We start from the raw sequence: 24324 nt of genomic DNA, 5'->3' as shown, positions 1-24324 counted from the left end.
TTTGGATGGTCACTTTTCCCAAGGATTTCGTTTGGGGCGCCGCAACGTCGGGCCCGCAAACTGAAGGTAATTTTCATAAACAACATCAAAACGTCTTTGATTATTGGTTTGCAACTGAACCGGAAGCCTTTGATGCCGGCGTCGGGCCCGATACGGCGTCCAACTTCTATAATGATTACGACGCTGATTTAGCGAAAATGGCGCAGGCTGGGATTAAAGGGTTGCGGACCTCGATTCAATGGACCCGTCTGATTGATGACTTTGAAACAGCTAGTTTGAATCCGGATGGCGTGGCGTTTTATAACCATGTGATCGATTCGATGCTGGCCCATCATATCAAGCCTTATCTGAACTTGCATCACTTTGACTTGCCAGTTGAACTGTATGATAAATACGGTGGTTGGGAATCTAAGCATGTGGTGGACTTATTCGTCAAGTTTGCGGAGCAATGTTTCAAATTATTTGGTGATCGTGTCGATGATTGGTTCACATTTAATGAACCGAAAGTCGTCGTTGATGGGCAATACTTGTATGGCTGGCACTATCCTTGTTTGAAAGATGGGCCGAAAGCGGTGCAAGTCGCTTATAACATGAATTTGGCCTCAGCGAAGGCAATTGCTAGTTTCCATAAAATTTGCCCGGGATCGACTAAGAAGATTGGGATTATTTTAAACTTGACGCCAGCGTATGCCGCGACGGATGATCCCGCGGATGTGGCTGCGGCTGAATTTGCGGAATTGTGGTCGAACAACTTATTCTTGGATCCCGCGGTATTGGGTCATTTTCCAGCTAAATTGGTGAAAACCTTAGATCAAGATGGCGTTTTATGGGATGCAACGGACGAAGAGTTGGCGATTATCGCCGCTAATCCGGTCGATTATTTGGGTGTGAACTATTATCACCCCTTCCGAGTTGAACGCCCAGATATCAGTCCTAAGAGCTTGCAACCATGGCTGCCAGACATTTACTTCAAGGAATATGCCATGCCTGGTCGCGTGATGAACGTGGACCGCGGTTGGGAAATCTATCCCCAAGCGATGGCGGATATTGCCGACAACATTCGCGAAAACTACCACAACATTCCATGGTTCATTTCCGAAAATGGGATGGGTGTCGCCGGTGAAGAACGCTTCATGGACGCTGACGGGGTCGTTCAAGACGACTATCGGATCGATTTCATGAAAGAACATCTGACAGCACTGGCTAAAGGCATTGATGCTGGTTCAAATTGCAAAGGGTACTTTGTTTGGACGGCGATTGATTGCTGGTCTTGGAACCATGCTTATCACAACCGTTACGGCTTGATTCGCGATGATATTCATACGCAGGAGAAGACGTTGAAGAAGTCGGCTGGGTGGTTTAAGGCGCTTAGCGAGACGGGAACGTTTGAGAATTGAGTAACTTGTCATAACTAACTAAAGATCCGCTGGCATCGTCTAAGGATGCCAGCGGATCTTTTACGACTAATTTGGAAGATTTCACAATCATAAATTGACCAGTGGTAATTGTTTTATGATTAACAAAAAGGCGTATTTTAAGAAAAATATGGACTAAGAGTGTAAATAAATGATAATATTCATAAAAGAACCCTATAACATTCATAAAGCCTTAAAACGAACATAACATGGTATTGTAAGCGCATTCAATCCCATTTATCATTAGACATGAAATATGAGATATGAATTTATGGGAGGAATTATCATGGCAGATAAAAATATCAATAACGTAACACGTGAAAGTTGGATCTTAAACACATTTCCTGAATGGGGGACTTGGTTGAATGAAGAAATTGCTGACAAGCAAGTTAAGCCAGGGACATTTTCAATGTGGTGGTTAGGCTGTACCGGGATTTGGTTGAAAACCGCTGAATCAACCAACATTTTAGTTGATATGTGGTGTGGGACTGGTAAGCAATCGCATGGTAATGGCAAGATGCGGATCGGTCATCAAATGCAACGGATGAGCGGTGTTCAAGCAATGCAACCAAACTTACGGAACCAACCATTCGTCATTGACCCATTCGCTATTAAAGATGTTGATGCTTTGTTCGTTAGTCACATTCACAGTGATCATTTGGATGTTAATACGGCGGCTGCAGTTAATGCGAACTGCCCAAATGCAAAATTCTACGGGCCAAAAAAGGTTTGTGAAATTTGGCAAAGCTGGGGTGTTCCTGCTGAAAAGACCGTTGTCGTAAAGCCTGGGGATGTCGTTACAATCGGTAAGACTAAGGTTAAAGTGCTTGAAGGCTTCGATCGGACTGCATTGGTTACGGAAGATGATCCAGATGTTACGTTGAAAGGTAAGATGCCACAAGATATGAATAATATCGCAGTCAACTACCTCTTTGAAACAACTGGTGGGAATCTCTATCATGCAGCTGATTCACATTATTCAAATATGTTTGCTAAGCATGGTAACGAAAATCATGTCGATGTTGCTTTGGGCGCTTACGGTGAAAACCCTCGTGGGATCACGGATAAGGTCACTTCCGTTGATATCTTGCGGATGGCTGAATCCTTAAAGACAAAGGTTATCATTCCAGTTCATTACGATATCTGGACAAACTTTATGGCAGATCCTAAAGAAATTACCATGTTATGGAACTTTAAGAAGGATCGTTTGCAATACAAATTCAAGCCATATATCTGGCAAGTTGGTGGGGAATTCACATATCCAGATGATAAGGATCGGATGGAATTCAACTTTGACCGTGGTTTCCACGATGCTTTCTCAATTGATAACGATACCCCATTCCCATCATTCCTATAAAATAACGAAGTTGGTGAGTTGAAATGCTACTGAATGATTTCTTAGAAAAAGACCTTGTTGATATTCGCCATGAACCAGCCAAAGACTGGCGCGATGCGTTGCGTCAATCAGGAGCTAAATTGATTGAACATCAGTATATTAAAAAAGAATATCTTGACGAAATTATTTTAAACGTTGAGAAAAATGGGCCATATATCGTGATTGTACCTGGTGTGGCGATGCCACATGCATTAGCTGAAAGTACAAATGTCTTAGGAACTGCGATTAGCTTTACAAAGTTTCCAGAACCAGTGGTTTTCGATAAAGATAACCCTGACTCACATGCACAATTGTTCTTTACGCTAGCAGCGAAGGATCCGGATCAGCATTTGAAAAACATTAGTGATTTATCGGATTTATTAATGACGGATGGTCTGATTGATAAACTTCTAGCTGTTGACAGTGTTGCTGACTTTAAGGCAATTGTTGACGGAATGAGTTAAAGAAAGGGGAACACTCATGTCGCAGTTTCTAGATATTTTAATGAAAATATGGGATTACTTCGCCAATAACATTTTGACGCAACCAGCTTACATGATTGGGTTTATCGTGTTACTCGGCTACATCTTGGAACGTAAACCATTGTATGAATCAATTGCCGGTTTTTTGAAAGCGGTTATCGGGTACATGATCTTAATGGTTGGTTCTGGTGGCTTGGTAAGTAGTTTCCGACCAATCTTAACTGGATTAAAGGATCGTTTTAATTTAACAGCGACGGTGATCGACCCATATTTTGGTCAAAACGCGGTTACTGATGGGCTGATGAAAACCTTTGGGCGGACATTCGGTGATGTCATGCTGTTGTTGCTGTTTGCATTTATCTTCAATATTTTATTAGTTCGGTTCCAGAAATATACTAAATTAAGAGCCGTTTTCACAACTGGTAATGTTCAAGTTCAACAAGCGGCAACGGCATTCTGGCTATTACTCTTCTGTTTCCCTAAAATGGGTCGGATTGAAGTTCTGTTGGTCATGGGTGTTATCCTTGGTCTCTATTGGGCAGTTGGGTCTAACTTAACGATTCGCTATACCCAAGATTTAACGGATGGTGGTGGCTTTGCCATCGCCCATCAACAAGTTTTCGGGATTGCCTTTGTGTCATGGTTATCGGATAAATTCAAAGCACATGAAGTTAAATCTAACAAGAAAGCGCAACGGTTGGAAGATATCCAACTCCCTGGTTTCTTGAAGATTTTTAACGAAAACATGGTTGCAACTGGGATTTTAATGCTGTTCTTCTTCGGAATCATTATGTTAGTTCTTGGTCGGCCATACTTTAATGGCGTCTATGCTGCCACTAAAGGGGCATCCGGCCTTGCACCAGAAGGTAGCTTCTTATTTTACATTTTAACGACTTCATTAAGTTTTGCGGTTAACTTAGCCATCCTACAACTTGGGGTTCGGACTTTCGTCGGCGAATTAACTGAAAGTTTTACTGGTATTTCAGACCGACTATTACCTGGTTCAGTGCCAGGGATCGATGTGGCTGCAACCTTTGCCTTTGGCGAACCAAACGCTGTTACGATTGGTTTCTTATTTGGGGCTTTGGGTCAGTTTATCGCGATTGGTGCGTTGCTTATTTTCCATTCACCAACTATTATCATCGCTGGATTTATTCCGTTGTTCTTTGATAATGTGGCCTTTGGGATTTATGCCAACAAACGTGCCGGTGCCAAAGCAGCGATGTTATTACCGTTCCTCAGTGGTTTGATCCAAGTCTTTGGGGCCGCCTTGATTTCTAGCTGGGTTGGTTTATCGAAGTTCGGTGGTTACCTTGGGATGTTCGACTGGGATACAGTTTGGCCATTCTTCACCGTCCTCATGAAATTCCTTGGCGTCTTTGGGATCATTGCAGTGGTCATTATCTTGGTTATTATTCCACAACTCGAATACCGTCACGATCCAAAGAATTACTTCTTGATGGTTACGGATTACGAACAATATAAGAAGAACATGGCTGAAAAGAAAGCGGTAAAATAACAGTACGTTTAAAACTATTAGGGGGATTTTATTATGAATATCTTAGTATCTTGTGCCAATGGATCAGGAACCAGTTTGATGATGATGAAGAGTGTTCAAAAAGCTTTTAAGCAATTGAATATTCCAATTTCAAAAATCGAACATACCAGTCTAGCAGAAGGCAAGAGTAACGCCCGTTCATACGACATGGTCTTTACGCCAATGAACTTCGTTGACATGTTTGATGAAGCTAAGGCTAAGGGTGTCATGATCATCGGTGTGAAGAACGTCATGAGTGATAAAGAAATTATGCAACATGTACGTGAAGAAACCGATTTAGTTAAATAATCAATCGGTGACTATTTGACAAGCGAACCGATAATGTAGGTTCGCTTGTCGTGTTTAACAGACTCATTAGGAGGGTTTAAATTGACAAAACCAAATTTACAAGTTGCACTTGATAACAATACTTTAGAAAGTGCTTTAGAAGACGTACGCGAAGTCGGCACGATTGTTGATATTGTTGAAGCTGGAACCATTCTTATTTTACAAGAAGGAACTAAAGCGGTTTCATCAATGCGGGCATTATTCCCAAACAAGACCATTATTGCGGATACCAAATGTGCAGATGCTGGTGGCACAGTTGCTAAGAACATGGCGGATGCCGGTGCTGACTGGATGACTTGCATTTGTGCCGCGACGATCCCAACGATGAAAGCTGCCAATAAGGAAATTTCTGAAATCCAAGTTGAATTATATGGTAACTGGACACGTGAAGACGCTCAGAAGTGGTTAGATGCCGGAATTACCCAAGCAATTTACCATCAAAGCCGGGATGCGCTCTTATCTGGGGGTAGTTGGGGTGAAAAAGATTTAAATAAGGTTAAAATGTTAGTAGATATGGGTTTCCGAGTTTCAGTTACGGGTGGACTAAGTGTTGACAAGTTAGCGCTATTCAAGGGTGTAAACGTTTACACGTTTATTGCTGGCCGCGCCATTACCCAAGCTGATGATCCAGCTAAGGCTGCCCAAGCCTTCCAAGACGAATTAGTCCGTCTTTGGGGCAAATAAACTAATATAACGTTGTAGATCGGGGATGTAATCGTGAAGAATTCCATGGAAAATGTTCAAAATCGACGTAATCAACTGTTGGCAGAATTGAAGCAACTTGATTCGATTACTGTTAAGGATTTGGCTGCGCAGTTAAACGTATCTGAGATTACAGTTCGACGAGATTTAAAAGCATTGAACGAGATGGGACGGGTTAACTGGCATCATGGTATCGTTGAAAAAGTTGATGTTGCATCATCCCAGGACAATTCTTTACGATCCAAAATTGAACAGCTAAAAGATAGTATTGCCGCCGCAGTACCAAGTTACATTGGTGATAATAGTACACTATTTGTGAATTCTAGTTCACTCTGTTGGCGCGCAATCAATCAATTAGCGACGAAGCCCTTGACCATTATTACGAACAATATTCGAGCCACTGAATGTGCGCGTCACCCAGAAACGTCCATCATTTTAACGGGTGGGGAGGTTCGGTACCCCAAGGAATCCCTCGTTGGGACTGTGGCCATCCAACTCCTAGAAACGATGCAATCGGATTATACCTTAATTGGTTGTGATGGCATCAATGCTGAAAATGGTGTGACAACTCAGAATATTTATGAAACACAAGTGAATAGTACGATGATTCAGCGTACCAAGCAGAAAGTTATTTGCGTCGCAGATTATCGTAAGATTGGTGTTTCGAGTAATTATCATGTGGCTGATTTATCCTCGGTTGATGTTTTGATCACGGATGCTTTTGCGAATGAACGCGTGATTCGTGATTTTCGCCATCGTGGCATTGAAGTGATCCAGGTGGCGAATTAAGGAGGACCATGATGGTTTCGTTAGGAATTTATGAAAAAGCCTTACCAAAAGCTGAATCGTGGTTGTCACGATTACAGTTGGTTCGTGAGCTAGGCTTTAACTTTATTGAATTATCGGTCGATGAAAGTGACGAACGTTTAGCACGGTTAAATTGGACAAAGGCGCAACGTGAAGAGGTTCGGAATGCAAGCTGGGAGACTGGTGTTAGAATTCATACCTTGATGTTGAGTGGTCATCGGCGGTTTCCGTTAGGTTCTGCGGACGCTGAAGTTCGAAAAACGAGTTTACGGATGCTTTATCAGGCGATTGATTTAGCCAGTGATCTTGGTATTCGGAACATTCAATTAGCTGGTTATGATGTTTATTATGAACCTAAGACGGTGACTACCCGTGAGTATTTTTATGAAGATCTCAAACTAGGTGTTGAATACGCTGCGGCTAAAGAAATCATGCTTTCGATTGAAACAATGGATGATCCATTTATCAATTCGTTAGAAAAAATTTGTGAGATTAAGACACAAATTCACAGTCCTTGGTTACAAGCTTATCCAGATGTAGGCAATCTGAGTGCTTGGCCAAGCAATAATGTGGCGCGTGAACTAGAAGTCGGCGTAGATAACATTGTCTCGGTTCACTTGAAGGACACCCAACCCGTTACAGCAACAAGCAAGGGTCAATTCCGCGATGTGCCATTTGGTGATGGAACGGTCGATTTTGAAGGGTGTTTGCGGACGCTAAAACGACTCGATTATCACGGCGCATTCACAATCGAAATGTGGACCGAAAAAGCCGCTGATCCAATTCATGAAGTTAAAGTTGCCAAACAATACTTTGATGACTTATTTACGAAAGTCGGACTGGAACAGGAGGAAGACGCATGCTTGAAGAACTAAAACAGGAAGTTTATGAAGCTAACATGCAGTTGCCAAAGCTGAATTTGGTCACATTTACATGGGGCAACGTCAGTGGCATTGACCGCGAAAAAGGCTTGTTTGTCATTAAGCCAAGTGGGGTTGATTACGATAAGCTGAAACCGAGTGATATGGTTGTTGTTGATTTAGATGGGAAAATTGTTGAAGGGGAGTTGAATCCTTCAAGCGATACGCCGACGCATGCCATTCTATATCGTCAATTTCCAGAGCTTGGTGGGATCGTTCATACTCATTCTCCTTGGGCCGTTTCCTTTGCACAAGCTGGGATGGACATTCCAGCTTGTGGAACAACTCATGCGGATACGTTTTATGGGCCGGTTCCAGTTACACCGCAATTAAGCAAGGCTCAAATTGCGGATGATTATGAAGGTAATACTGGTCGGGTAATCGTGGATACTTTCAAGAAGCGTGGCCTAGATACGGATGCTGTCCCTGGTGTTTTGGTCCAGGATCATGGGCCATTTACATGGGGGGCTACTCCGGATAAAGCAGTTTATAATGCCAAAGTGCTAGAAGTAGTTGCGGAGATGGCTTACCATACGATGCAACTCTCAGGTCACTTGAATCCATCTGTCCCACAATACCTCTTAGATAAGCATTATTATCGTAAGCATGGTGACAACGCCTATTATGGGCAAAGTAATCCCAAATCAATGACGCATGAACATACACTGTAAGTAATTAAATAAGTATGCAAAATAGTATGAATTGGCTAAGTCCGTTCATACTATTTTTATTTTGATGATAATTAAATTTATATGACGTTGTTCCTGAGAAATTCAGGGGTAACGTGATAAAATTGAAGTTGGCAGCGGTATCTACCTAGTTAAATGAATGCGCTTACTAAGATGGGTAGGTTGATTGCTGAGTAAAAAAGCGCTCATTGGATATGGTGAGTGACTTTAATTAAAGGGAGTTAATTATGGAAACGAATTTAACTGAGATTATTGCAAAAATTGAGGATTATGCCGTTCAACAGACCCTACCAACCGCTAAAACAACTGCTTTATTTCGTAGCCTATTGAGTGATGCGTTGGCGAAAGCGACTAGTGCTGAAGCGGATGGCACCTATTTCGTCAAGACAGGCGATATTCCAGCAATGTGGCTGCGGGATGCCACATTCCAAGTACTGCCTTATATCAAATTAATGAAAGCGATTCCTGAATTAGAAACTGTTCTAGTTGGCGTTTTACGCCGAGAATTACGTTACGTTCAACATGATCCTTATGCCAATGCGTTTAATCAAACGGCGTCCGGTGCACATTGGAGTGACGATGAATCGGACATTCCAGTTTCTGATTTGGTTTGGGAACGTAAATTTGAAATCGATTCGCTTTGTGCCCCATTACTATTAGCATTAAAGCTACATGAAAATACTGATAACATTGATTTCTTAGATGATGAATTTTGGCAGACCCTTGAGCTCATCATGACCGTTCTGGAAACAGAACAGCATCATGACCAGTCTTCGTATTATTTCAAGCGGCTTGATTGTCCAGATAATGATACTTTGACCAACGATGGTAGAGGTACGCCGGTGGGGTACACTGGCATGGTCTGGGATGGGTTCCGTCCGAGTGATAACGCCTGTGAGTATGGTTATCACGTCCCCTCTAACTTGTTCTTAGTGGCTGTTTTGACTAAAATTACACCACTGATTCCAGCTAAGTTTAATGCATTAAAAGCTCGCGTTGAAACGCTGGTTGCGGCGATCCAGCAAGGGGTAACACGCTATGCAATGGTAACTTTGCCAACTGGTCAAGTTGGTTATGCGTATGAAGTTGATGGACTCGGTCATCAAAAGTTAATGGATGATGCCAATGTGCCAAGCTTGTTGGCTTTGCCATTTATTGGTTATACGTCAATTGATGATTCGATTTATCAAAATACTCGTGAATTCATTTTAAGTGATCAAAATCCTTATTATTATCAAGGTAAAGTCTTGGCGGGGATTGGGAGCAACCACACGCCAGAAGCCTATGTTTGGCCAATTAGCTTGGCGATGGAAGGTTTAACGTCGATGGATCAAGCTGTGAAAGTGGCGCAACTTGAAAAGATTGCTGTGACTGACAATGAGACTGGCCAATGCCACGAAAGTGTGAGTGTTGATGATGTTAGTCAATATACGCGTGATTGGTTCTCATGGGCAAACATGACTTATTGTGAATTAGCGTTAGACGTGTTAGGTGTCTAAACTAATCGCTTGAATTAGGTTGCAATAAAATAAAAGGTCGCGCATTTTGAATTTAATAGCGCGACCTTTTTCGATTAAGTCTTATTTTTTCTGACCGTAGTAAGCGTCTTTACCATGCTTACGGTAGTAGTGTTTGTCGAGTAGGTATTGTGGCACTGAGCTGTCATTTCGTGTTAATTGAAGCGTGTGGTAGGCCATCTGGGCAACAACTTCTAGAACTTTGGCATTGTACACGGCTTTAGCTGCAGTTTCACCCCAAGCAAAGGGACCATGTTGGCGAACCAGGACAGCTGGCACGGCCATTGGATCAATCTGATGATCCTTGAAAGTCCGTTCGATTACGATACCAGTATTTTTTTCGTAATCTGATTCAATTTCTTCCTTAGTTAAGGCTTCAGAAACGGGTACTGGGCCATAAAAGGTGTCAGCGTGTGTTGTCCCGAGTGCCGGTAGGTCCATTCCAGCTTGGGCAAATGAGACGGCCCAAGGTGAGTGGGTGTGCACGATACCACCAATTTTAGGAAACTTTTGGTAGAGATAGGCATGCGTTGGGGTGTCGCTAGAAGGGTTGAGATGACCTTCAACGACATTTCCTTCAAAGTCACAGACGACCATATCATCAGGTGTGAGTTCGTCATAGGCGACCCCCGATGGTTTAATGACAAATAGTTGCTTGTCACGGTCGACAGCAGAGACATTACCCCAAGTGAAGGTGACTAGATTCAACTTGGGAAGGCGCATATTTTGTTCATAGACATATTTTTTTAACGATTCTAGCATGGAAGTTCACTCCTAAACAATAATATTTCGAACGGTCTTTGGATCTTTGGCACTGAGTAACTTTTTGACATTATCAGTATTTCGAACAATATCGATTAATTCAGTTAACGCTTTTTCGTGTTCACGCTTGAGCCCTGGTGAGAGGACAAAGATACAAGTGACGTAGACACTTTGATTCTTGGCAGTGATTTTCACCGGATGGTCTAAGAGCACTAAAGATAAGCCAATTTTTTTACTCCCTTGATTTGGTGCGGCGTGAGCCAAAAAAATATCGTTAGCAATTAGCATGTAAGGACCGTACTGATCAATTAGTTTTAAAATTTCTGATTGGTAACGGGTTTCAATGATATTATCCTTGACCAGTAGCTCGCAGCCGACGGTTAAAACGTCATGCCAAGCTAAGTTGCCATCATTATGCATAATTTTAATATGTTCTGCTGGCAAAATGCTTCCCAAAGACGGATGGTCAGGTGATTGCGGCGTACGATTGGTCTCCGGAAAAATGAACTTATCTAGGCTCATTCGTAAGCCATTTTCATCTTTGATAGTGGCATATTGATTGATTATTTTTAATAAACTAGTGACGACGTTGGTATTATGTTCAATTTTTCGTGGTAATTTTTCGCGAAATTGCGTTTCAATCATACTTTGATCATGATCAGTCAGAATCGCCTTAACGTTAACGACTGGAATTGGATAATCACTTGCTGCGAGTGGTGCTGTACTGATAATTAATTTAGCTTGGTAATTAAATTTGAAAATCTGTGGTAGTTCACGAATTTCTAATGGCAAGGAAAATTTGATTAACGGATACGTGTTACTTAATTCATTATAAAGCATGACCGAGGTTCCGATACCACTTGAACAGACCACTAAAACTTCAGCTAATGAAGCTCGTTTATACTTGTCGGTGTCTTGTAAATCTTGATAGTCATTACTATTGCCAGAGCCAAAGTATAAGCAAATTAAGGCCACTTCGTTGCTTGGCAGGTGCTTACCAAGATAGTGTTCAAGTGGATTGCAGGCAATGGCTGTAAATTTGACCAGTTGAGGATAGCGTTTTTTGATTTCATCAACTTCGCTGGAAGAAAATGGAATTCCAAACTTTACTCGGAAAAACGTGGCGTAGAGGTGGTTGCTAAGCACTTTAGTAAATAACTTATAGGAAACCTTTTCGCCAGTCAGTTGCTCGTAACGAAAGATAATTTCTTGAGCGATATCGTTTAGATCATCATAAAGACTGGCATTTACGCAGTCCATTTCAGTGGCTTGTGAGCATAGAATGACTTTACTGAGAAAAATCACTTCACCCACTGAATAATCTTTACCAAGCATTCGTTCCATAATTTGCTCACTAGTCGAGATGACATCCGTTGTATTTTCCATGATCCAATAATAATCACTTTCATCTTGAATCACTTTACCTTGATGAATCCGCCAATCCGAAAAGATTAACAGGAAAGTTAACTGGTGAATGGCATTTTCCGAGAAATTCATGTGGAGCGTCGCCTGGCAGTCAATAATGATCTGCTCATATTGTGTGATGTTGTAGCCGAGACTGCCAATAAATTTGAATAATGCTGTGTTGTGTCGTTGTAGTAGTTCGTAAATGACTAAACGGACAGTGCGTTCATCGCTGTCGATTTTACGACCTTGACGAGTACTAATAATAGTCAAATTTGGAAAAGTCTGACTAATCTCTTTGAAGTCTTTAATAACGGTGTTCCGTGAACAATCAAAGCGCTCTGCCAGCTTGTTGATTGAGATATCGTCTTGATTCTTGAGTAATAGCCAGATAATTTCAGTTCGGCGTTCTAATGGACCAAGATTGAGCCTTGTCTCATTGGCAGGGGCTTCAACTGGATGATGCGGCTGCTTACTGAGTTGTTGACGAGCCTGGTCAGTCAATTTATAACCATAACGCGGGATATTTGTGACTGGAGCCAAATTCTTGGTTTTTAGGCGTGCATTGATGTTCGCTAGCCAATTGAAGGCTGTTCGACGTGAGATATTGAATAGTTCTAGAATTTCTTCGAGGCTAATATATTCAGTAGAATAAACCAAATAGTCTAATAAACGATCAGCACCAGTTAATTCGGCTGAATTATCTTTAGTCAATATAATCACCTTTCATTTCTAATCAGAGTTAGTTGCTGGAATGCAAACAAAGGACAGATAGCAGCTAATGCTTACTATCTGCCCTTTGTTCAAGCGCTTTAATTAAAGGCCAAGTTCTTTGACGACTTTATCAATAACCGTGTCAACACCAATATTAGTTAATAGTGGGAGACCGTTGATAACGGGAATCTTAATGGCATCATTGTCATATTGAGTCGTGGTAATTGCCATATCATATTGGCTAGCTAAAGATTGAACTTCAGCAACTGAAGCTTGGCCTAATTTGTATTCATCGGTTGAAATACCACGCTTTTCTAATTCTTCTTGTAATTTATTCATAGCAGCTGTACTTGTAACAACGCCGGCACCACATGCAACTAAGATTTTTTTCATAAATAAACACTCCTATATTTTGATTGAATTAAGTTATTTAGCAGTTTCTTCTGATAAGCCTTTTTCTTCTTCGACGATCTTCTTGTGGTTCCACCAGCAGAGTCCAAGAATTAGAACTAAGCCAATGACATATGCTGTAATCTTATGGGTGGCAACTTGTACGAATAACCATGGGAATGGGTTAGACCCGTAATCGATACTTGAGATTAAGGATGAACCCTTTGGAATCGTAAAGTGAGCAGCCCGCGCACTCTTGGTGATTAATGGGGCTAAATCGGTCCCAATCCAAAGACCAAGGATAACGTTGACGGCACCAATGATGAATGAACGGAAAAAGTCTCCGTGGGTAATCGCAACGATCAATGGGAACATGAAGACGAAGCCGACTAAACCAATAGTTGGTAAGAATTGGTTACCAGGTAAGATAAAGGCGAATAGTAAAGCTACTGGAATCATTAAGGTTGCACAAGCTAAGACGACTGGGCTACCAATCCCAACGGCGGTATCCATCCCAATGTAAATCTTACGTTTGCCAGAGAACTTCTTTTGCGTATAAGCTTGAATGGCAGTTGAAACAGGAACAACCCCTTGAAGTAAGAGTGCCGCCATCTTTGGTGTGATGATCATAACCGCTGAAAGTGTGACACCCATTAACATAATTTTACCAAGTTTAGCAGAAATTGCCATCCCAGGAATAAAGCCATAAGCTAGGACCCCAATGATCAACCCAATTAAGAAGCCAAGTAAGGTTGGTTCGCCCCAAGACCCGAACTTCGTGTTGAATCCTTTAGCGTCCAAATGAATCTTATTAACACCAGGAATCTTGTCTAGAATCCAGTTGAGGACAATGGCAATCGGAACAAAGGAACCGGCATACCCATGAGGAATAGAAATCCCTGGTAAGCCTAAGTACTTTTCTGATAATGGTGCAGTTCGGTCGGCAATCACCATGATGACAATCATGTTAACGCTGGCAAGGAATAAACTTAAGGCAATGTCACGAGTTAAGGCATAAACTAATGAGCCACTAAATGCGAAATGCCAGAAGTCCCAAATATCAACGTCAATCGTTGAAGTCGTTTTAGTAAGTAGCATAATAATATTAATAGCAATACCTAACGGAATCATACTTACACCAACGGCAGTCCCATAAGCAATTGCAGAAGCTGAAGGCCAGCCAACATCAATTACTTGTAGGTTCAAATGCATGACGGAAATCATGTTCTTAATAGCTGGATTCATAACATCGGTCAAAATTGAAACAGTCGCATTTAACCCGATAAAACCAATCCCAACCATTAAGCCACCACGTAAAGCTTTGGTGAATGGTACTCTAACAACTAATCCAAAAATTAGCATGACAATCGGAATCAGGACGGTTGGTCCTAAACCGACAATATACATAATAAAATCAATGATAGGTTTCATTAATGATACCCCCCTTAAATGTGCTCGGAAACGATCTTGAATAATTGCTCATTATCTGTAATTTGTTGCAATTGGGCTAATAACGCTTGATCTTGGAATAACGCCATTAGCTTTTGTAACATTGAAACCTGACTGTGTGGATTTTTCATTGCAAGCATGACCACGACTTGTGCGTCGACAGTTTGATCAGTGACTGCCATGTTGTGAAACTTGACCGGTTCTGCCAAAGTAGCGAAAGCAATCGCGGCCTCGTTGACATATTCAACATTAGTATGTGGAATCGCAACAGCAATCTTTCCAGTTGGTAATCCAGTTGGATAAACTTTTTCGCGATCTTTAACTGCTTGTTCAAAAGTGTCCTTAACTTTACCATCTTGATGGAGTTGTTCTGCTAAGTAATGAATGACTTCGTCAGAAGTGCTGGCTTTTACTTGTGAAAAAACTAACTCTTTGCTTAAGATACTCATGAATACACCTCCCAACTGAACGGCATTGATGACTTGAATCCGCTTGCTTAACTTACAATGCTTATTAAACCATCGTTGAAAACGCTTTAAAAGTGAATCTGGATGACGACTTTTGGTGCAATCGGTGCACCACCATCAGTTTAAAAATATTGATATACCTCAAGTTGTGCAACTTTTCAAAATGCATGTTTGTTTTGAATTAGTCTATAAACCCTTATTTATAGGCATTTTATTAAATGTGAGGGTTGATTTTTGCACTAAAAAAAGGTGGTGCACTGAGAATAGAAAGCTCAGTGCACCACAAGCGCTAGTGTGAAAAATTATTTTCTAACAATTTCCAATAAATCGGTAGGTTCTTCTGGCTGGTAGGTTGCTTTAGAGAAATCGGTCGTTGGTAATGCCCCCCAAGTTGCACTGGCAAAGTCGATGCCAGCGTTTAAAGCTGATTGCATGTCGTAGACGGTATCGCCGACGTACATGGTTTCGGCTTTGGCCAGGCCGTGTTGCTTGATGGCGTATTCAAGTGGGGCGCCACTAGGTTTGTGTTCGGTCGTTTTGTCGGCGGTCACAATAATAGGAAGACTCGTGATTTCAGGAAAATTGCCTAAGTCACTTTGCACTTCTGCTGCGGTACGCGAAGTAACGACGCCAATTTCCAAACCCAGCGCGCGTAATTTGGCCCAAGTTTCATGGATGCCATCAAACAAACGAAGTTCATCTTTATGGGTGCCAATTTCGCGCGTAAAGTCAGTATTGATTTCAGTCGCGTGGCCTAATTTAAGTTGTTGGATAATTTTATCAGTTGGAATTCCGACTAACCCACGTACTGTTTTAGCTGGAACGTCGACGCCGTACTTAGCAGCGACTTCGTGGAAAACGGTGGCCGCAATGGCAGCAGAGTCGATCAAGGTATTATCGACATCGAATAAGATGGTTTTATAAGTCATATGAGTTGTGATCCTTTCAAATTAAAACTGTTATCTATTTAGTTTAACACGACCCGAACATTGAATCGTGACTAAAAACCTGAATATGACTCAGTTAACACTGCCAAATCTGCACATTAGTCTTAACATTTATAATATTGGTATAGGCTTTTAAATTAATTCTAACAAAATTTGAAACAACCGTTGACAGCGGTTACATCACCTGATAACATAACTAGTATAAATAAAAGCGTGTTACTGACTCGATCAGGCATAAACCTACTATAATTTGGACAACCGGTTTCCTAAGGGGATTGGTCTACATTGTGGCAGGTTTTTTTATTTAAAATCCAGGAGGCACGTTGATGAAATTTCTAAGGAACTTTAATAATAACGCTGCCCTGGTGGAAGACGACGAAAGTGTTGAGTGGGTCGTAATTGGCAAAGGCATCGGTTTTGGCAAACATCCGGGGGACGCCCTCGATGAAACGAAGATCGAACGCCGCTTCATTGCAACCATGCAAGGCAATATCGACGTTGATAGTTTTAAAGATATTAAGCCCCAAGCCTTATTGATTACGACGCGAGTCATCCATTTGGTTGAACCATTGTTAGGTCTTAGTTTTAGCGATTATCAATATTTTGTTTTAGCCGATCACATCGACTTTGCCATCAAACGCGCGAATGATGGTATCGATGTGGACAATGGAACGGTCCGATGGGAAGTTCGTAAGTTATTTAGTAAGGAATATCAGGCCGCTGAAAAAGCTGTCGCGATGATCAAAGATTGTGCTAAGATTTCTTTACCTAAGAGTGAAGTGGTCTTCATGACCTATCACTTCGTCAATGCAGCGTCTGATGGTTCTAAGCTTCAGGAGACCATCAAGATTACCAAATTAATTGCGGGCATTATCGATATTGTGCAGTATCAATATCAGATAACGCTTGATCCAGATTCTTTTAACTACAACCGGTTCGTTGCCCATCTACGATCGTTGATGGTGCAGCGGGTGGCTCAGACCACTGTTGGTGGTGGGGAGCTGGATCCGTCATTACTCCAGTTAATGCAGGTAAAATATTCGTTTGCTTATGAAACAGTCGAACGAATCGATACCTTTTTACAAAGTAAGACAAATTGGTCATTATCACCAGATGACAAGGTCTATTTAACCTTACACATTTGGCGTGTGACGCATCGTCAAAAAACAGAATAAGTAAACCGAAGATTTAGTAGGTGTGTTACTGGTTAGGCAGGCATGAACCCAAATTTCTTTGCTCAAAAGGTGCCACAATCAAGTGTGCTTGGTTGCTGGCGTTTTAGGCAAGGGTATTTGGGTTTTTGTTTACCTCAGGTTAATTTTTAGGAGGAACAAGCAATGGCTTATGAAGAATTAAGTAAGAAAATTATTGCCGGCGTTGGCGGTAAAGAGAACGTCAACAGTGTCGTGCATTGTACCACTCGGTTACGTTTTAAGCTCAAAGATGAAAGCGTCGCCAAAACCGACGAATTAAAAAATACGGACGGTGTTATCACGGTCGTGCAATCTGCTGGCCAATACCAAGTTGTGATTGGGAATGAAGTTGCAGATGTCTATGAAACCTTAGTTAAAATTGGTGGCTTTGCCGGTGGTGGTGAAGTTCCTGACGATTACGGCGAAGATGAAAAAATGAGTCTCACCGACCGCTTTATTGATTTGATCTCTGGTATTTTCAGTCCCATGTTAGGAGCCTTATGTGCCGCTGGGATGATCAAAGGTTTTGACGCGATGTTCTTAGCGTTTGGCTGGTTATCGGCTAATTCTGGGACCTATAAGATTCTATACGCGATTGGGGATGGCTTCTTCTACTTCTTACCAATCGTCTTGAGTATTTCGGCCGCCAATAAGTTTCATCTGGATAAATATATCGGGATGGCCATTGGGATGGCGCTTTGTTACCCAGATATTGTCGCTTTAAATAGTAGCAAAACGGTCTTAACCACGTTATTTAGTGGGACTTTCTTCGAATCATCAATTCATGCGACTTTCTTAGGGATTCCAGTCGTCATGATGAGTTATACGTCATCAGTGATTCCAATTATCTTAGCAGTTTGGTTCGCGGCTAAAGTTCAAAAGTGGGCCAAGTCATTTGTCCCAACGGTTGTTAAAACGTTCTTAGTGCCATTTATTACTTTATTGATTGCCGTTCCAGTCACATTCCTCGTCATCGGACCAATTGCCACTTGGATTAGTGATGGATTATCAACGTTCTGTGTGGCCATTTACAACTTCAGTCCAGTCATTGCCGGTATCGTGATTGGTGCTTTCTGGCAAGTCTTCGTTATTTTTGGGGTTCACTGGGGATTGGTTGCCGTTACGATGGCCAACTTGGCTTCACAAGGTTACGATCCAATTTTGATTTTATCGTTGGCCGCTTCTTTTGCCCAAACTGGGGTCGTCTTGGCGATTATGTTACAAACGAAAAACGAAAAAACGCGTGGGATTGCTTTCCCAGCCTTTATTTCAGGGATCTTTGGGGTCACGGAACCAGCGATTTATGGGTTGACCTTACCACGGAAACGCCCATTTGTGATTAGCTGTATTGCTTCAGCAGTCGGTGGTGCCATTATTGGTTTAGCCGGAACGAAGCTTTGGATGATGGCCGGCATGGGTGTCTTCAGTATTCCTGGTGCCATTAACGCGAAAAATGGGATTGATTCATCAGTTTATGGGTTATTGATTGCCATGGCAGTTGCGGCTGTTTTAGGTTTTGCTTTACAAATGTTATTTGGTTACAAGAGTGTTGATGTAGATGATAAACCAGCTAAGAGTGCCGTTGAAACGGCGAGCGAACCAGAATTGGCTGGTGTTGACGTACAAGCCTCAACTGGAACCCCGACCGCTTTGAAACCAGAAGTCACTTATAATGTGGCCACTAAATTAGCTAGCCCAGAAACGGGGACGGTTTTACCATTGAGCGATGTTCAAGATGAAGTCTTCTCTTCTGGTGCGATGGGTAAAGGGGTTGCGATTGAACCAACGGATGGCGTACTGGTAGCACCCGCTGATGGGACGATTGCGTTGGTCTTCCCAACTGGCCATGCGGTTGGACTAAACACGACCGATGGGGTTGAACTCCTGATGCATATTGGGATGGATACCGTTGAATTGAATGGTAAAGGCTTTAAGACATTAGTTGAAAAAGGTGATGTGGTCAAAGCTGGTCAACCATTAGTTGAATTCGATATTCAAACGATTAAGGACGCGGGTTTCTCAGTCACAACGCCAATCGTGGTAACGAATTCTAAGAATTATCATGACGTTAAACCGGTCAATGCGGACGTTAAGTCAATTAAAACGACCGAACCATTGTTGACCTTGGACTAATAGTGACAGCGAAAGGATGATTTAAACATGTATTCAAAGACAATCCCAACTGGTTTTCCAAAAGGGTTCCTCTGGGGTGGCGCGACGGCGGCCAATCAGGTTGAAGGGGCTTGGAACGTTGATGGTAAAGGCTTAACAACTGCGGAAGTGGTTAAAAGAGCCGCTGATCGGCAGAAGCTGACGATGAACGCGGTCACCCAAGAAAGCTTACAGGCAGCGATTGCTGATCAAACTGAAACGTTATACCCGAAACGGCGTGGCGTGGACTTTTATCATCACTATAAGGAAGATATTGCCTTATTTGCCGAAATGGGTTTCAAGGCGTATCGGCTATCGATTGCTTGGGCTCGGATCTTTCCCAAGGGTGATGAGGCCACGCCTAACGAAGCTGGCCTGAAGTTTTACGATGACGTTTTTGCTGAATGCCACAAGTATGGCATTGAGCCGGTCGTTACCATTTCGCATTATGAGATGCCACTTGGGCTGACCTTAAAGCAAAATGGCTGGGCAAGCCGAGCAACGATTGCCAATTTTACACGCTATACCGAAGTGCTATTCAAACGCTACAAAGGTATCGTCAAGTATTGGCTGACGTTCAATGAAATTAATGCCTCTACTTGGGGCTTTATGGGAACTGGAGCGGTTGATAGTGACCTCGACGCTGCGGCTCAGACGCAATTACGCTATCAAGCGCTACATCATGAGTTTGTCGCGAGTGCGTTGGCTGTGCAACAGTGTCATCAAATTGACCCCGCCGCTAAAATTGGTTGTATGTTGGCGCGGATGCAGACGTATCCCAATACGCCGAACCCAGCTGATGTGCGAGCTGCTCAGTTACAAGATCAACTCAACTTGTTCTTTACCGACGTTCAAGTTCGTGGTGAATATCCAGAATACATGAACCGCTACTTTGCTGATAATGGTGTGACACTCCAGTTAGCACCGGATGATGAAGCCATTTTGAAAGCGGGCAAGGTGGATTATCTTAGCTTTAGTTACTACATGTCAACGGTCACTTCGGCGGATGATAATATTGAAAAAGCCAGTGGCAATTTGAATATGGGGGGCAAGAACCCTTATTTGAAAGCGAGCGATTGGGGCTGGCAAATTGATCCGGTTGGCTTACGGCTCTCATTGAACGAATTCTGGGATCGTTATCGGGTGCCACTATTCATTGTTGAAAATGGGCTTGGGGCTGCGGATCAATTGACCGCCGATGGCAAAGTTCATGATGAGTACCGCATCGATTACTTGCGGTTACACATTGAACAAATGAAAGAAGCCATTAAAGATGGCGTCGATCTGATGGGTTATACGACTTGGGGACCAATTGATTTGATTAGTGCCTCGACTTCTGAAATGAGCAAGCGTTATGGGTTCATTTATGTTGATCAGGACGATGATGGTCAAGGGAGTTTGAAGCGAATTCGCAAAGATTCCTTTGACTGGTACAAAAAAGTCATTGCTTCAAATGGTGAAGATTTAGCTTAACGTTAAATAGTGACTGCTGACGACTGCCGGTGGTCACTATTTTAGCTAACGTTTAGTTATTCGGACCGATTTAAGGTTGAATTTACTAACTAACATTGATTATACTAAGAATGTAAGGGCTAACAAGCCTAATAAATCAGGCAAGTCAGAAAGGGTGTCAGTTTAATGTCAGCATTTCCAGAAGGATTTTTATGGGGCGGTGCGACCGCTGCGAACCAACTTGAAGGCGGCTATCAAGATGGGGGTCGGGGACTTTCCATCGCCGATGCCTTACCTGGTGGCAAAGACCGGTTTAAGATCGTGTCACAACCAGATTTTGATTGGACGATCGATGAAGCGAAATACACGTATCCAAATCATTTAGGCATCGATTTTTACCATCGTTATAAGGAAGATATTGCTCTGTTTGCCGAAATGGGCTTCAAGTGCTATCGCTTCTCAATCGCTTGGTCCCGCGTTTTCCCTAACGGTGACGAGACAGAACCTAATGAAGCTGGACTGAAATTTTATGATGACGTGATTGACGAATGCTTAGCACACGACATTCAGCCAGTAATCACGATCTCACATTATGAATTACCACTTAACTTAGCTAAAAAATATGGTGGTTGGAAGAACCACTACTTGATTGAATTTTACGAACGCTTTGCCCGGACCGTTTTGACTCGGTATGCCGACAAAGTTAAGTATTGGATGACTTTCAATGAAATCAATAGTGCCGCCCATTTCCCAGTCATGGGTCAAGGAATGGTCCCATCAACTGGCGCCAACGATAAAAAGAATGTTTTCCAAGCTTGGCATAACCAGTTTGTGGCGAGTGCCAAAGCGGTTAAAATTGCGCACGAACTCCGGAAAAACTTACAAGTTGGTTGCATGATTCTCTATGCGACAAGTTATAGTTATGATTCAAATCCAATAAACCAACTTGCTAATTTGCAACAGAACCAAGATTTCAATTATTTCTGTGGCGATGTTCAAGTTCGCGGTGAATATCCAGCTTATACTAAGCGGTTATTAGCTAAATATGATTTGAAATTTGAAGATTTACAGATCACGGATGGCGAACTAGCCTTATTGAAACAATATCCAGTTGATTATATTGGCTTCAGTTATTATATGTCGATGGCCGTTGAAACGACCGACCAAGCGACTGATACGGTGGCTGGTAACTTGATGGGTGGGGTTAAAAATCCATTCCTCAAGGCCAGTGACTGGGGTTGGCAAATTGACCCAACTGGGTTACGGATCGCGCTCAATGAATTATATGATCGTTATCAGAAGCCCCTCTTCGTTGTTGAAAATGGGTTAGGTGCGATCGATAAACCTGATAAGAACCATTATGTCGAAGACGACTACCGGATTGACTACTTGAAGCAACATATCCAAGCAATGGCCGGTGCCATCGCAGATGGTGTTGACTTGATGGGGTACACGCCATGGGGCTGTATCGATTTGGTCAGTGCTTCGACAGGTGAAATGAGCAAACGCTATGGCTTCATCTATGTTGATTTGGATGACCAAGGTCAGGGTACCTTGGATCGTTACCGGAAGAAGTCGTTCTACTGGTATCAAGATGTTATCAAGAACAACGGCTTAGAAAAGAAGAAGCCGGTTGAGCCCAAGGCGAATCCACTCGATATTGATTTGAGTTAGACCGTTCAATGATAGTGTTCAGCAAATTTGCTGGGCACTATTTTTATTTTACGGTTTATTAAGGCCAGCGAGTTTGCTAAGATGGTAGATAAGTTAAAATACGGTTAAAATTTCAGGAGGAATTCTTAATGACAGAACGAATTGATGGACACACGATCTTAATCGGCTTAATGGCTTACCCAATCCGGCACTCCATGTCGCCAACCATGCACAACAACGCTTTTGCAAAACTCGGCCTAAACTACGCTTACTTAGCCTTTGATGTGACAGCTGAGAAGTTGCCAGCTGCGATCAATGCCTTGCGGACGCTCGACATGCGTGGCTCAAATATCTCCATGCCTAACAAGCAAAAAGTGATTCCATTGTTAGATAAGTTAGATCCAGCCGCTGAAATGGTTGGCGCGGTGAACACAATCGTGAACGATGACGGCGTGTTGACTGGTTATACGACCGATGGGATTGGCTTTATGAAAGCTTTGGACGACGAAGGCATCGATATTCGCGGTCATAAGATGACCTTAGCCGGTGCTGGCGGGGCGGGGACAGCGATTGCGGTGCAGGCGGCTCTCGATGGCGTTAGCGAGCTCTCGATCTTTAATTTGCATGATGCGGAATGGGATAATGCGGTTCGCAACGTTAAGTTGATCAACGAACGGACTGATTGTCACGCCACTTTGCATGCGCTAGAAGATCGTGACGATTTCAAAGCTGAGATTCAAGACTCGTTCATTTACACAGATTCAACTGGTGTCGGGATGAAGCCATTGGAAGGTCAGACTTTGATCGATGATCCAAGCTGGTTCCGCAAAGACCTCGTTGTTTTTGACACCGTTTACGCCCCACGGATGACGAAATTGATGGCGGTCGCTCAGGCTGCTGGGGTCGAACACGTCTTCAACGGTCTTGGCATGATGTTGGAACAAGGTGCCGCTGCCTTCAAACTTTGGACGGGGGAAGATATGCCGGTGGATTACATTCACCAAATTTTATTTGATGATGAAACGGATGCCGCTAACTAACAGTGGTCGAAAGGGGTTTGGATTATGGCAGGAGTCGTTAATTGTCGGCAACTCGCACTCGGCACCGGGCGGCCTAAAATTGCCGTCCCGATTACCGGCCACACGACCGCTGAAATTCTGGCCGCGGTTGCGCCGATTAAAGCAGCCCAGCCAGATTTAGTTGAATGGCGGGTGGATTTCTATGAGGATGTCACGGATGCCGAAAAATTACAGCAAACGGGGCAACAGTTGCGGGCAGCACTAGGAAATTTAGCATTGCTGACTACTTTTCGGACGCACGGGGAAGGTGGCGAGCTCGCTTTAAACGAGACAGCTTACTTCCAGCTTTGTCATGCGATCTTGGTCGGTGGGTTTACGGATGCATTGGATGTGGAACGCTATCACGATGAGGCTAGTGTGAAACAAGTCGTTGCTCAAGCCCATCAGCAAAATGTTGTGGTCATTATGAGTAATCATGATTTTGCAAAAACGCCAGCGCAAGCTGAACTGGTTCAGCGATTGACGAGCATGGTCGCTTGGGGCGCTGACATTGCCAAAATTGCGGTGATGCCACAGTCGCCAACAGATGTTTTGACGTTGTTAGCCGCCACTAATGAGGCACGCGAGACGCTGAATCAACCAATTATTACGATGTCGATGGGTGATCTGGGCAAAGTTTCACGTCTCGCGGGTGAGGTCTTTGGGTCGTGTTTATCATTCGCGACGGTTGGGGCAGCGTCCGCTCCCGGACAAATTGCGGTGGATCGATTACGGCCAGTGTTAGACGAGTTGAAGCTGAAGGGGTAAACCCATAAAACTTAGTAGACCAGTTTCTTGCTAAATGATATTGTAACTTTAAATAGAAGCGTAAAAAGCGCGCTATTTTTGAAAAATATGGTATAGTGAAAACGTAAAAAGGAAGTGCAAATGA

22 protein-coding genes are annotated in these 24324 nt (G+C 42.8%); 16 read left to right on the top strand and 6 right to left on the bottom strand.

Features of this window, described 5'->3' with window-relative positions:
• Positions 1 to 5 precede the first annotated feature (5 nt).
• The 10 genes from FFM70_RS00750 to FFM70_RS00705 all read left to right on the top strand — a co-directional run bounded on the left by FFM70_RS00750 (position 6) and on the right by FFM70_RS00705 (position 9774).
• Positions 6 to 1397, top strand: coding sequence for a glycoside hydrolase family 1 protein (locus FFM70_RS00750; RefSeq protein WP_137614955.1), 1392 nt, complete (start codon positions 6 to 8; stop codon positions 1395 to 1397).
• Positions 1398 to 1701: 304 nt separating this feature from the next.
• Positions 1702 to 2772: an L-ascorbate 6-phosphate lactonase gene (gene ulaG / locus FFM70_RS00745; RefSeq protein WP_137614954.1), complete on the top strand. Its 1071-nt coding sequence runs from the start codon at positions 1702 to 1704 to the stop codon at positions 2770 to 2772.
• Between the two features lie 23 nt (positions 2773 to 2795).
• On the top strand, positions 2796 to 3254 hold the full coding sequence (locus tag FFM70_RS00740) for a PTS sugar transporter subunit IIA (protein WP_137614953.1): 459 nt from the start codon (positions 2796 to 2798) through the stop codon (positions 3252 to 3254).
• Positions 3255 to 3270: 16 nt separating this feature from the next.
• Complete coding sequence (locus FFM70_RS00735; RefSeq protein ID WP_137614952.1) at positions 3271 to 4791, top strand: PTS ascorbate transporter subunit IIC; 1521 nt, start codon at positions 3271 to 3273, stop codon at positions 4789 to 4791.
• Positions 4792 to 4824: 33 nt separating this feature from the next.
• Positions 4825 to 5118, top strand: a complete 294-nt coding sequence (locus tag FFM70_RS00730) for a PTS sugar transporter subunit IIB (protein WP_137614951.1) — start codon at positions 4825 to 4827, stop codon at positions 5116 to 5118.
• An 81-nt stretch (positions 5119 to 5199) separates the two neighbouring features.
• Positions 5200 to 5841, top strand: coding sequence for a 3-keto-L-gulonate-6-phosphate decarboxylase UlaD (locus FFM70_RS00725; protein ID WP_137614950.1), 642 nt, complete (start codon positions 5200 to 5202; stop codon positions 5839 to 5841).
• A gap of 33 nt (positions 5842 to 5874) precedes the next feature.
• Positions 5875 to 6648, top strand: coding sequence for a DeoR/GlpR family DNA-binding transcription regulator (locus FFM70_RS00720; protein ID WP_223877392.1), 774 nt, complete (start codon positions 5875 to 5877; stop codon positions 6646 to 6648).
• 11 nt (positions 6649 to 6659) lie between these two features.
• Entirely contained in the window at positions 6660 to 7541 is an 882-nt protein-coding gene (locus FFM70_RS00715; RefSeq protein ID WP_137614949.1) for an L-ribulose-5-phosphate 3-epimerase, read from the top strand.
• Complete coding sequence (locus FFM70_RS00710) at positions 7526 to 8257, top strand: L-ribulose-5-phosphate 4-epimerase (RefSeq protein WP_137614948.1); 732 nt, start codon at positions 7526 to 7528, stop codon at positions 8255 to 8257. The genes FFM70_RS00715 and FFM70_RS00710 overlap by 16 nt, the downstream gene beginning before the upstream one ends.
• A gap of 245 nt (positions 8258 to 8502) precedes the next feature.
• Positions 8503 to 9774: a glycoside hydrolase family 125 protein gene (locus FFM70_RS00705; RefSeq protein WP_137614947.1), complete on the top strand. Its 1272-nt coding sequence runs from the start codon at positions 8503 to 8505 to the stop codon at positions 9772 to 9774.
• 81 nt (positions 9775 to 9855) lie between these two features.
• Here FFM70_RS00705 and FFM70_RS00700 read toward each other — a convergent pair whose 3' ends face one another.
• The 6 genes from FFM70_RS00700 to FFM70_RS00675 form a co-directional block, all read right to left on the bottom strand.
• Positions 9856 to 10554 (bottom strand): L-ribulose-5-phosphate 4-epimerase, encoded by a 699-nt coding sequence (locus FFM70_RS00700; protein WP_137614946.1) that lies wholly within the window; start codon positions 10552 to 10554, stop codon positions 9856 to 9858.
• A 12-nt stretch (positions 10555 to 10566) separates the two neighbouring features.
• Positions 10567 to 12672 carry a BglG family transcription antiterminator gene (locus tag FFM70_RS00695; RefSeq protein WP_171002265.1) on the bottom strand — a complete coding sequence of 702 codons (2106 nt, stop codon included), beginning with the start codon at positions 12670 to 12672 and terminating at the stop codon, positions 10567 to 10569.
• A 102-nt stretch (positions 12673 to 12774) separates the two neighbouring features.
• Positions 12775 to 13065: a PTS sugar transporter subunit IIB gene (locus tag FFM70_RS00690; RefSeq protein ID WP_137614944.1), complete on the bottom strand. Its 291-nt coding sequence runs from the start codon at positions 13063 to 13065 to the stop codon at positions 12775 to 12777.
• Between the two features lie 33 nt (positions 13066 to 13098).
• Positions 13099 to 14493: a PTS galactitol transporter subunit IIC gene (locus tag FFM70_RS00685; RefSeq protein ID WP_137614943.1), complete on the bottom strand. Its 1395-nt coding sequence runs from the start codon at positions 14491 to 14493 to the stop codon at positions 13099 to 13101.
• A gap of 14 nt (positions 14494 to 14507) precedes the next feature.
• Positions 14508 to 14960: a PTS sugar transporter subunit IIA gene (locus FFM70_RS00680; RefSeq protein ID WP_137614942.1), complete on the bottom strand. Its 453-nt coding sequence runs from the start codon at positions 14958 to 14960 to the stop codon at positions 14508 to 14510.
• Positions 14961 to 15280: 320 nt separating this feature from the next.
• Positions 15281 to 15907 carry an HAD family hydrolase gene (locus tag FFM70_RS00675; RefSeq protein ID WP_137614941.1) on the bottom strand — a complete coding sequence of 209 codons (627 nt, stop codon included), beginning with the start codon at positions 15905 to 15907 and terminating at the stop codon, positions 15281 to 15283.
• A gap of 344 nt (positions 15908 to 16251) precedes the next feature.
• Here FFM70_RS00675 and FFM70_RS00670 point away from each other — a divergent pair, with 344 nt between their 5' ends.
• From FFM70_RS00670 to aroD, 6 genes are all read left to right on the top strand, one after another.
• On the top strand, positions 16252 to 17100 hold the full coding sequence (locus FFM70_RS00670) for a PRD domain-containing protein (protein WP_137614940.1): 849 nt from the start codon (positions 16252 to 16254) through the stop codon (positions 17098 to 17100).
• Positions 17101 to 17262: 162 nt separating this feature from the next.
• Complete coding sequence (locus FFM70_RS00665; protein ID WP_137614939.1) at positions 17263 to 19251, top strand: beta-glucoside-specific PTS transporter subunit IIABC; 1989 nt, start codon at positions 17263 to 17265, stop codon at positions 19249 to 19251.
• A 27-nt stretch (positions 19252 to 19278) separates the two neighbouring features.
• Entirely contained in the window at positions 19279 to 20742 is a 1464-nt protein-coding gene (locus FFM70_RS00660) for a glycoside hydrolase family 1 protein (RefSeq protein WP_137614938.1), read from the top strand.
• A 165-nt stretch (positions 20743 to 20907) separates the two neighbouring features.
• Positions 20908 to 22395, top strand: a complete 1488-nt coding sequence (locus FFM70_RS00655) for a glycoside hydrolase family 1 protein (RefSeq protein ID WP_137614937.1) — start codon at positions 20908 to 20910, stop codon at positions 22393 to 22395.
• 128 nt (positions 22396 to 22523) lie between these two features.
• Complete coding sequence (locus FFM70_RS00650; RefSeq protein ID WP_137614936.1) at positions 22524 to 23414, top strand: shikimate dehydrogenase; 891 nt, start codon at positions 22524 to 22526, stop codon at positions 23412 to 23414.
• A gap of 24 nt (positions 23415 to 23438) precedes the next feature.
• Positions 23439 to 24200, top strand: coding sequence for a type I 3-dehydroquinate dehydratase (aroD, locus tag FFM70_RS00645; protein ID WP_137614935.1), 762 nt, complete (start codon positions 23439 to 23441; stop codon positions 24198 to 24200).
• The last annotated feature ends 124 nt before the right edge of the window (positions 24201 to 24324 follow it).

Origin of the sequence: Lactiplantibacillus nangangensis, assembly GCF_005405065.1 — a bacterium.
GTDB lineage: Bacteria > Bacillota > Bacilli > Lactobacillales > Lactobacillaceae > Lactiplantibacillus > Lactiplantibacillus nangangensis.
The sequence above is the reverse complement of the archived record's forward strand: the minus strand, read 5'-3'. Positions and strand labels throughout refer to the sequence as shown.

Excerpts from the sequence above, each read along its gene's own strand:
- FFM70_RS00660 (WP_137614938.1), top strand. The coding sequence starts at position 19,279 with ATGTATTCAAAGACAATCCCAACTGGTTTTCCAAAAGGGTTCCTCTGG.
- FFM70_RS00675 (WP_137614941.1), bottom strand. The coding sequence starts at position 15,907 with ATGACTTATAAAACCATCTTATTCGATGTCGATAATACCTTGATCGAC.
- FFM70_RS00730 (WP_137614951.1), top strand. The coding sequence starts at position 4,825 with ATGAATATCTTAGTATCTTGTGCCAATGGATCAGGAACCAGTTTGATG.
- FFM70_RS00655 (WP_137614937.1), top strand. The coding sequence starts at position 20,908 with ATGTCAGCATTTCCAGAAGGATTTTTATGGGGCGGTGCGACCGCTGCG.
- FFM70_RS00700 (WP_137614946.1), bottom strand. The coding sequence starts at position 10,554 with ATGCTAGAATCGTTAAAAAAATATGTCTATGAACAAAATATGCGCCTT.
- ulaG (WP_137614954.1), top strand. The coding sequence starts at position 1,702 with ATGGCAGATAAAAATATCAATAACGTAACACGTGAAAGTTGGATCTTA.
- FFM70_RS00750 (WP_137614955.1), top strand. The coding sequence starts at position 6 with ATGGTCACTTTTCCCAAGGATTTCGTTTGGGGCGCCGCAACGTCGGGC.
- FFM70_RS00685 (WP_137614943.1), bottom strand. The coding sequence starts at position 14,493 with ATGAAACCTATCATTGATTTTATTATGTATATTGTCGGTTTAGGACCA.
- FFM70_RS00710 (WP_137614948.1), top strand. The coding sequence starts at position 7,526 with ATGCTTGAAGAACTAAAACAGGAAGTTTATGAAGCTAACATGCAGTTG.
- FFM70_RS00740 (WP_137614953.1), top strand. The coding sequence starts at position 2,796 with ATGCTACTGAATGATTTCTTAGAAAAAGACCTTGTTGATATTCGCCAT.
- FFM70_RS00735 (WP_137614952.1), top strand. The coding sequence starts at position 3,271 with ATGTCGCAGTTTCTAGATATTTTAATGAAAATATGGGATTACTTCGCC.
- FFM70_RS00665 (WP_137614939.1), top strand. The coding sequence starts at position 17,263 with ATGGCTTATGAAGAATTAAGTAAGAAAATTATTGCCGGCGTTGGCGGT.
- FFM70_RS00650 (WP_137614936.1), top strand. The coding sequence starts at position 22,524 with ATGACAGAACGAATTGATGGACACACGATCTTAATCGGCTTAATGGCT.
- FFM70_RS00670 (WP_137614940.1), top strand. The coding sequence starts at position 16,252 with ATGAAATTTCTAAGGAACTTTAATAATAACGCTGCCCTGGTGGAAGAC.
- FFM70_RS00705 (WP_137614947.1), top strand. The coding sequence starts at position 8,503 with ATGGAAACGAATTTAACTGAGATTATTGCAAAAATTGAGGATTATGCC.
- aroD (WP_137614935.1), top strand. The coding sequence starts at position 23,439 with ATGGCAGGAGTCGTTAATTGTCGGCAACTCGCACTCGGCACCGGGCGG.
- FFM70_RS00715 (WP_137614949.1), top strand. The coding sequence starts at position 6,660 with ATGGTTTCGTTAGGAATTTATGAAAAAGCCTTACCAAAAGCTGAATCG.
- FFM70_RS00680 (WP_137614942.1), bottom strand. The coding sequence starts at position 14,960 with ATGAGTATCTTAAGCAAAGAGTTAGTTTTTTCACAAGTAAAAGCCAGC.
- FFM70_RS00690 (WP_137614944.1), bottom strand. The coding sequence starts at position 13,065 with ATGAAAAAAATCTTAGTTGCATGTGGTGCCGGCGTTGTTACAAGTACA.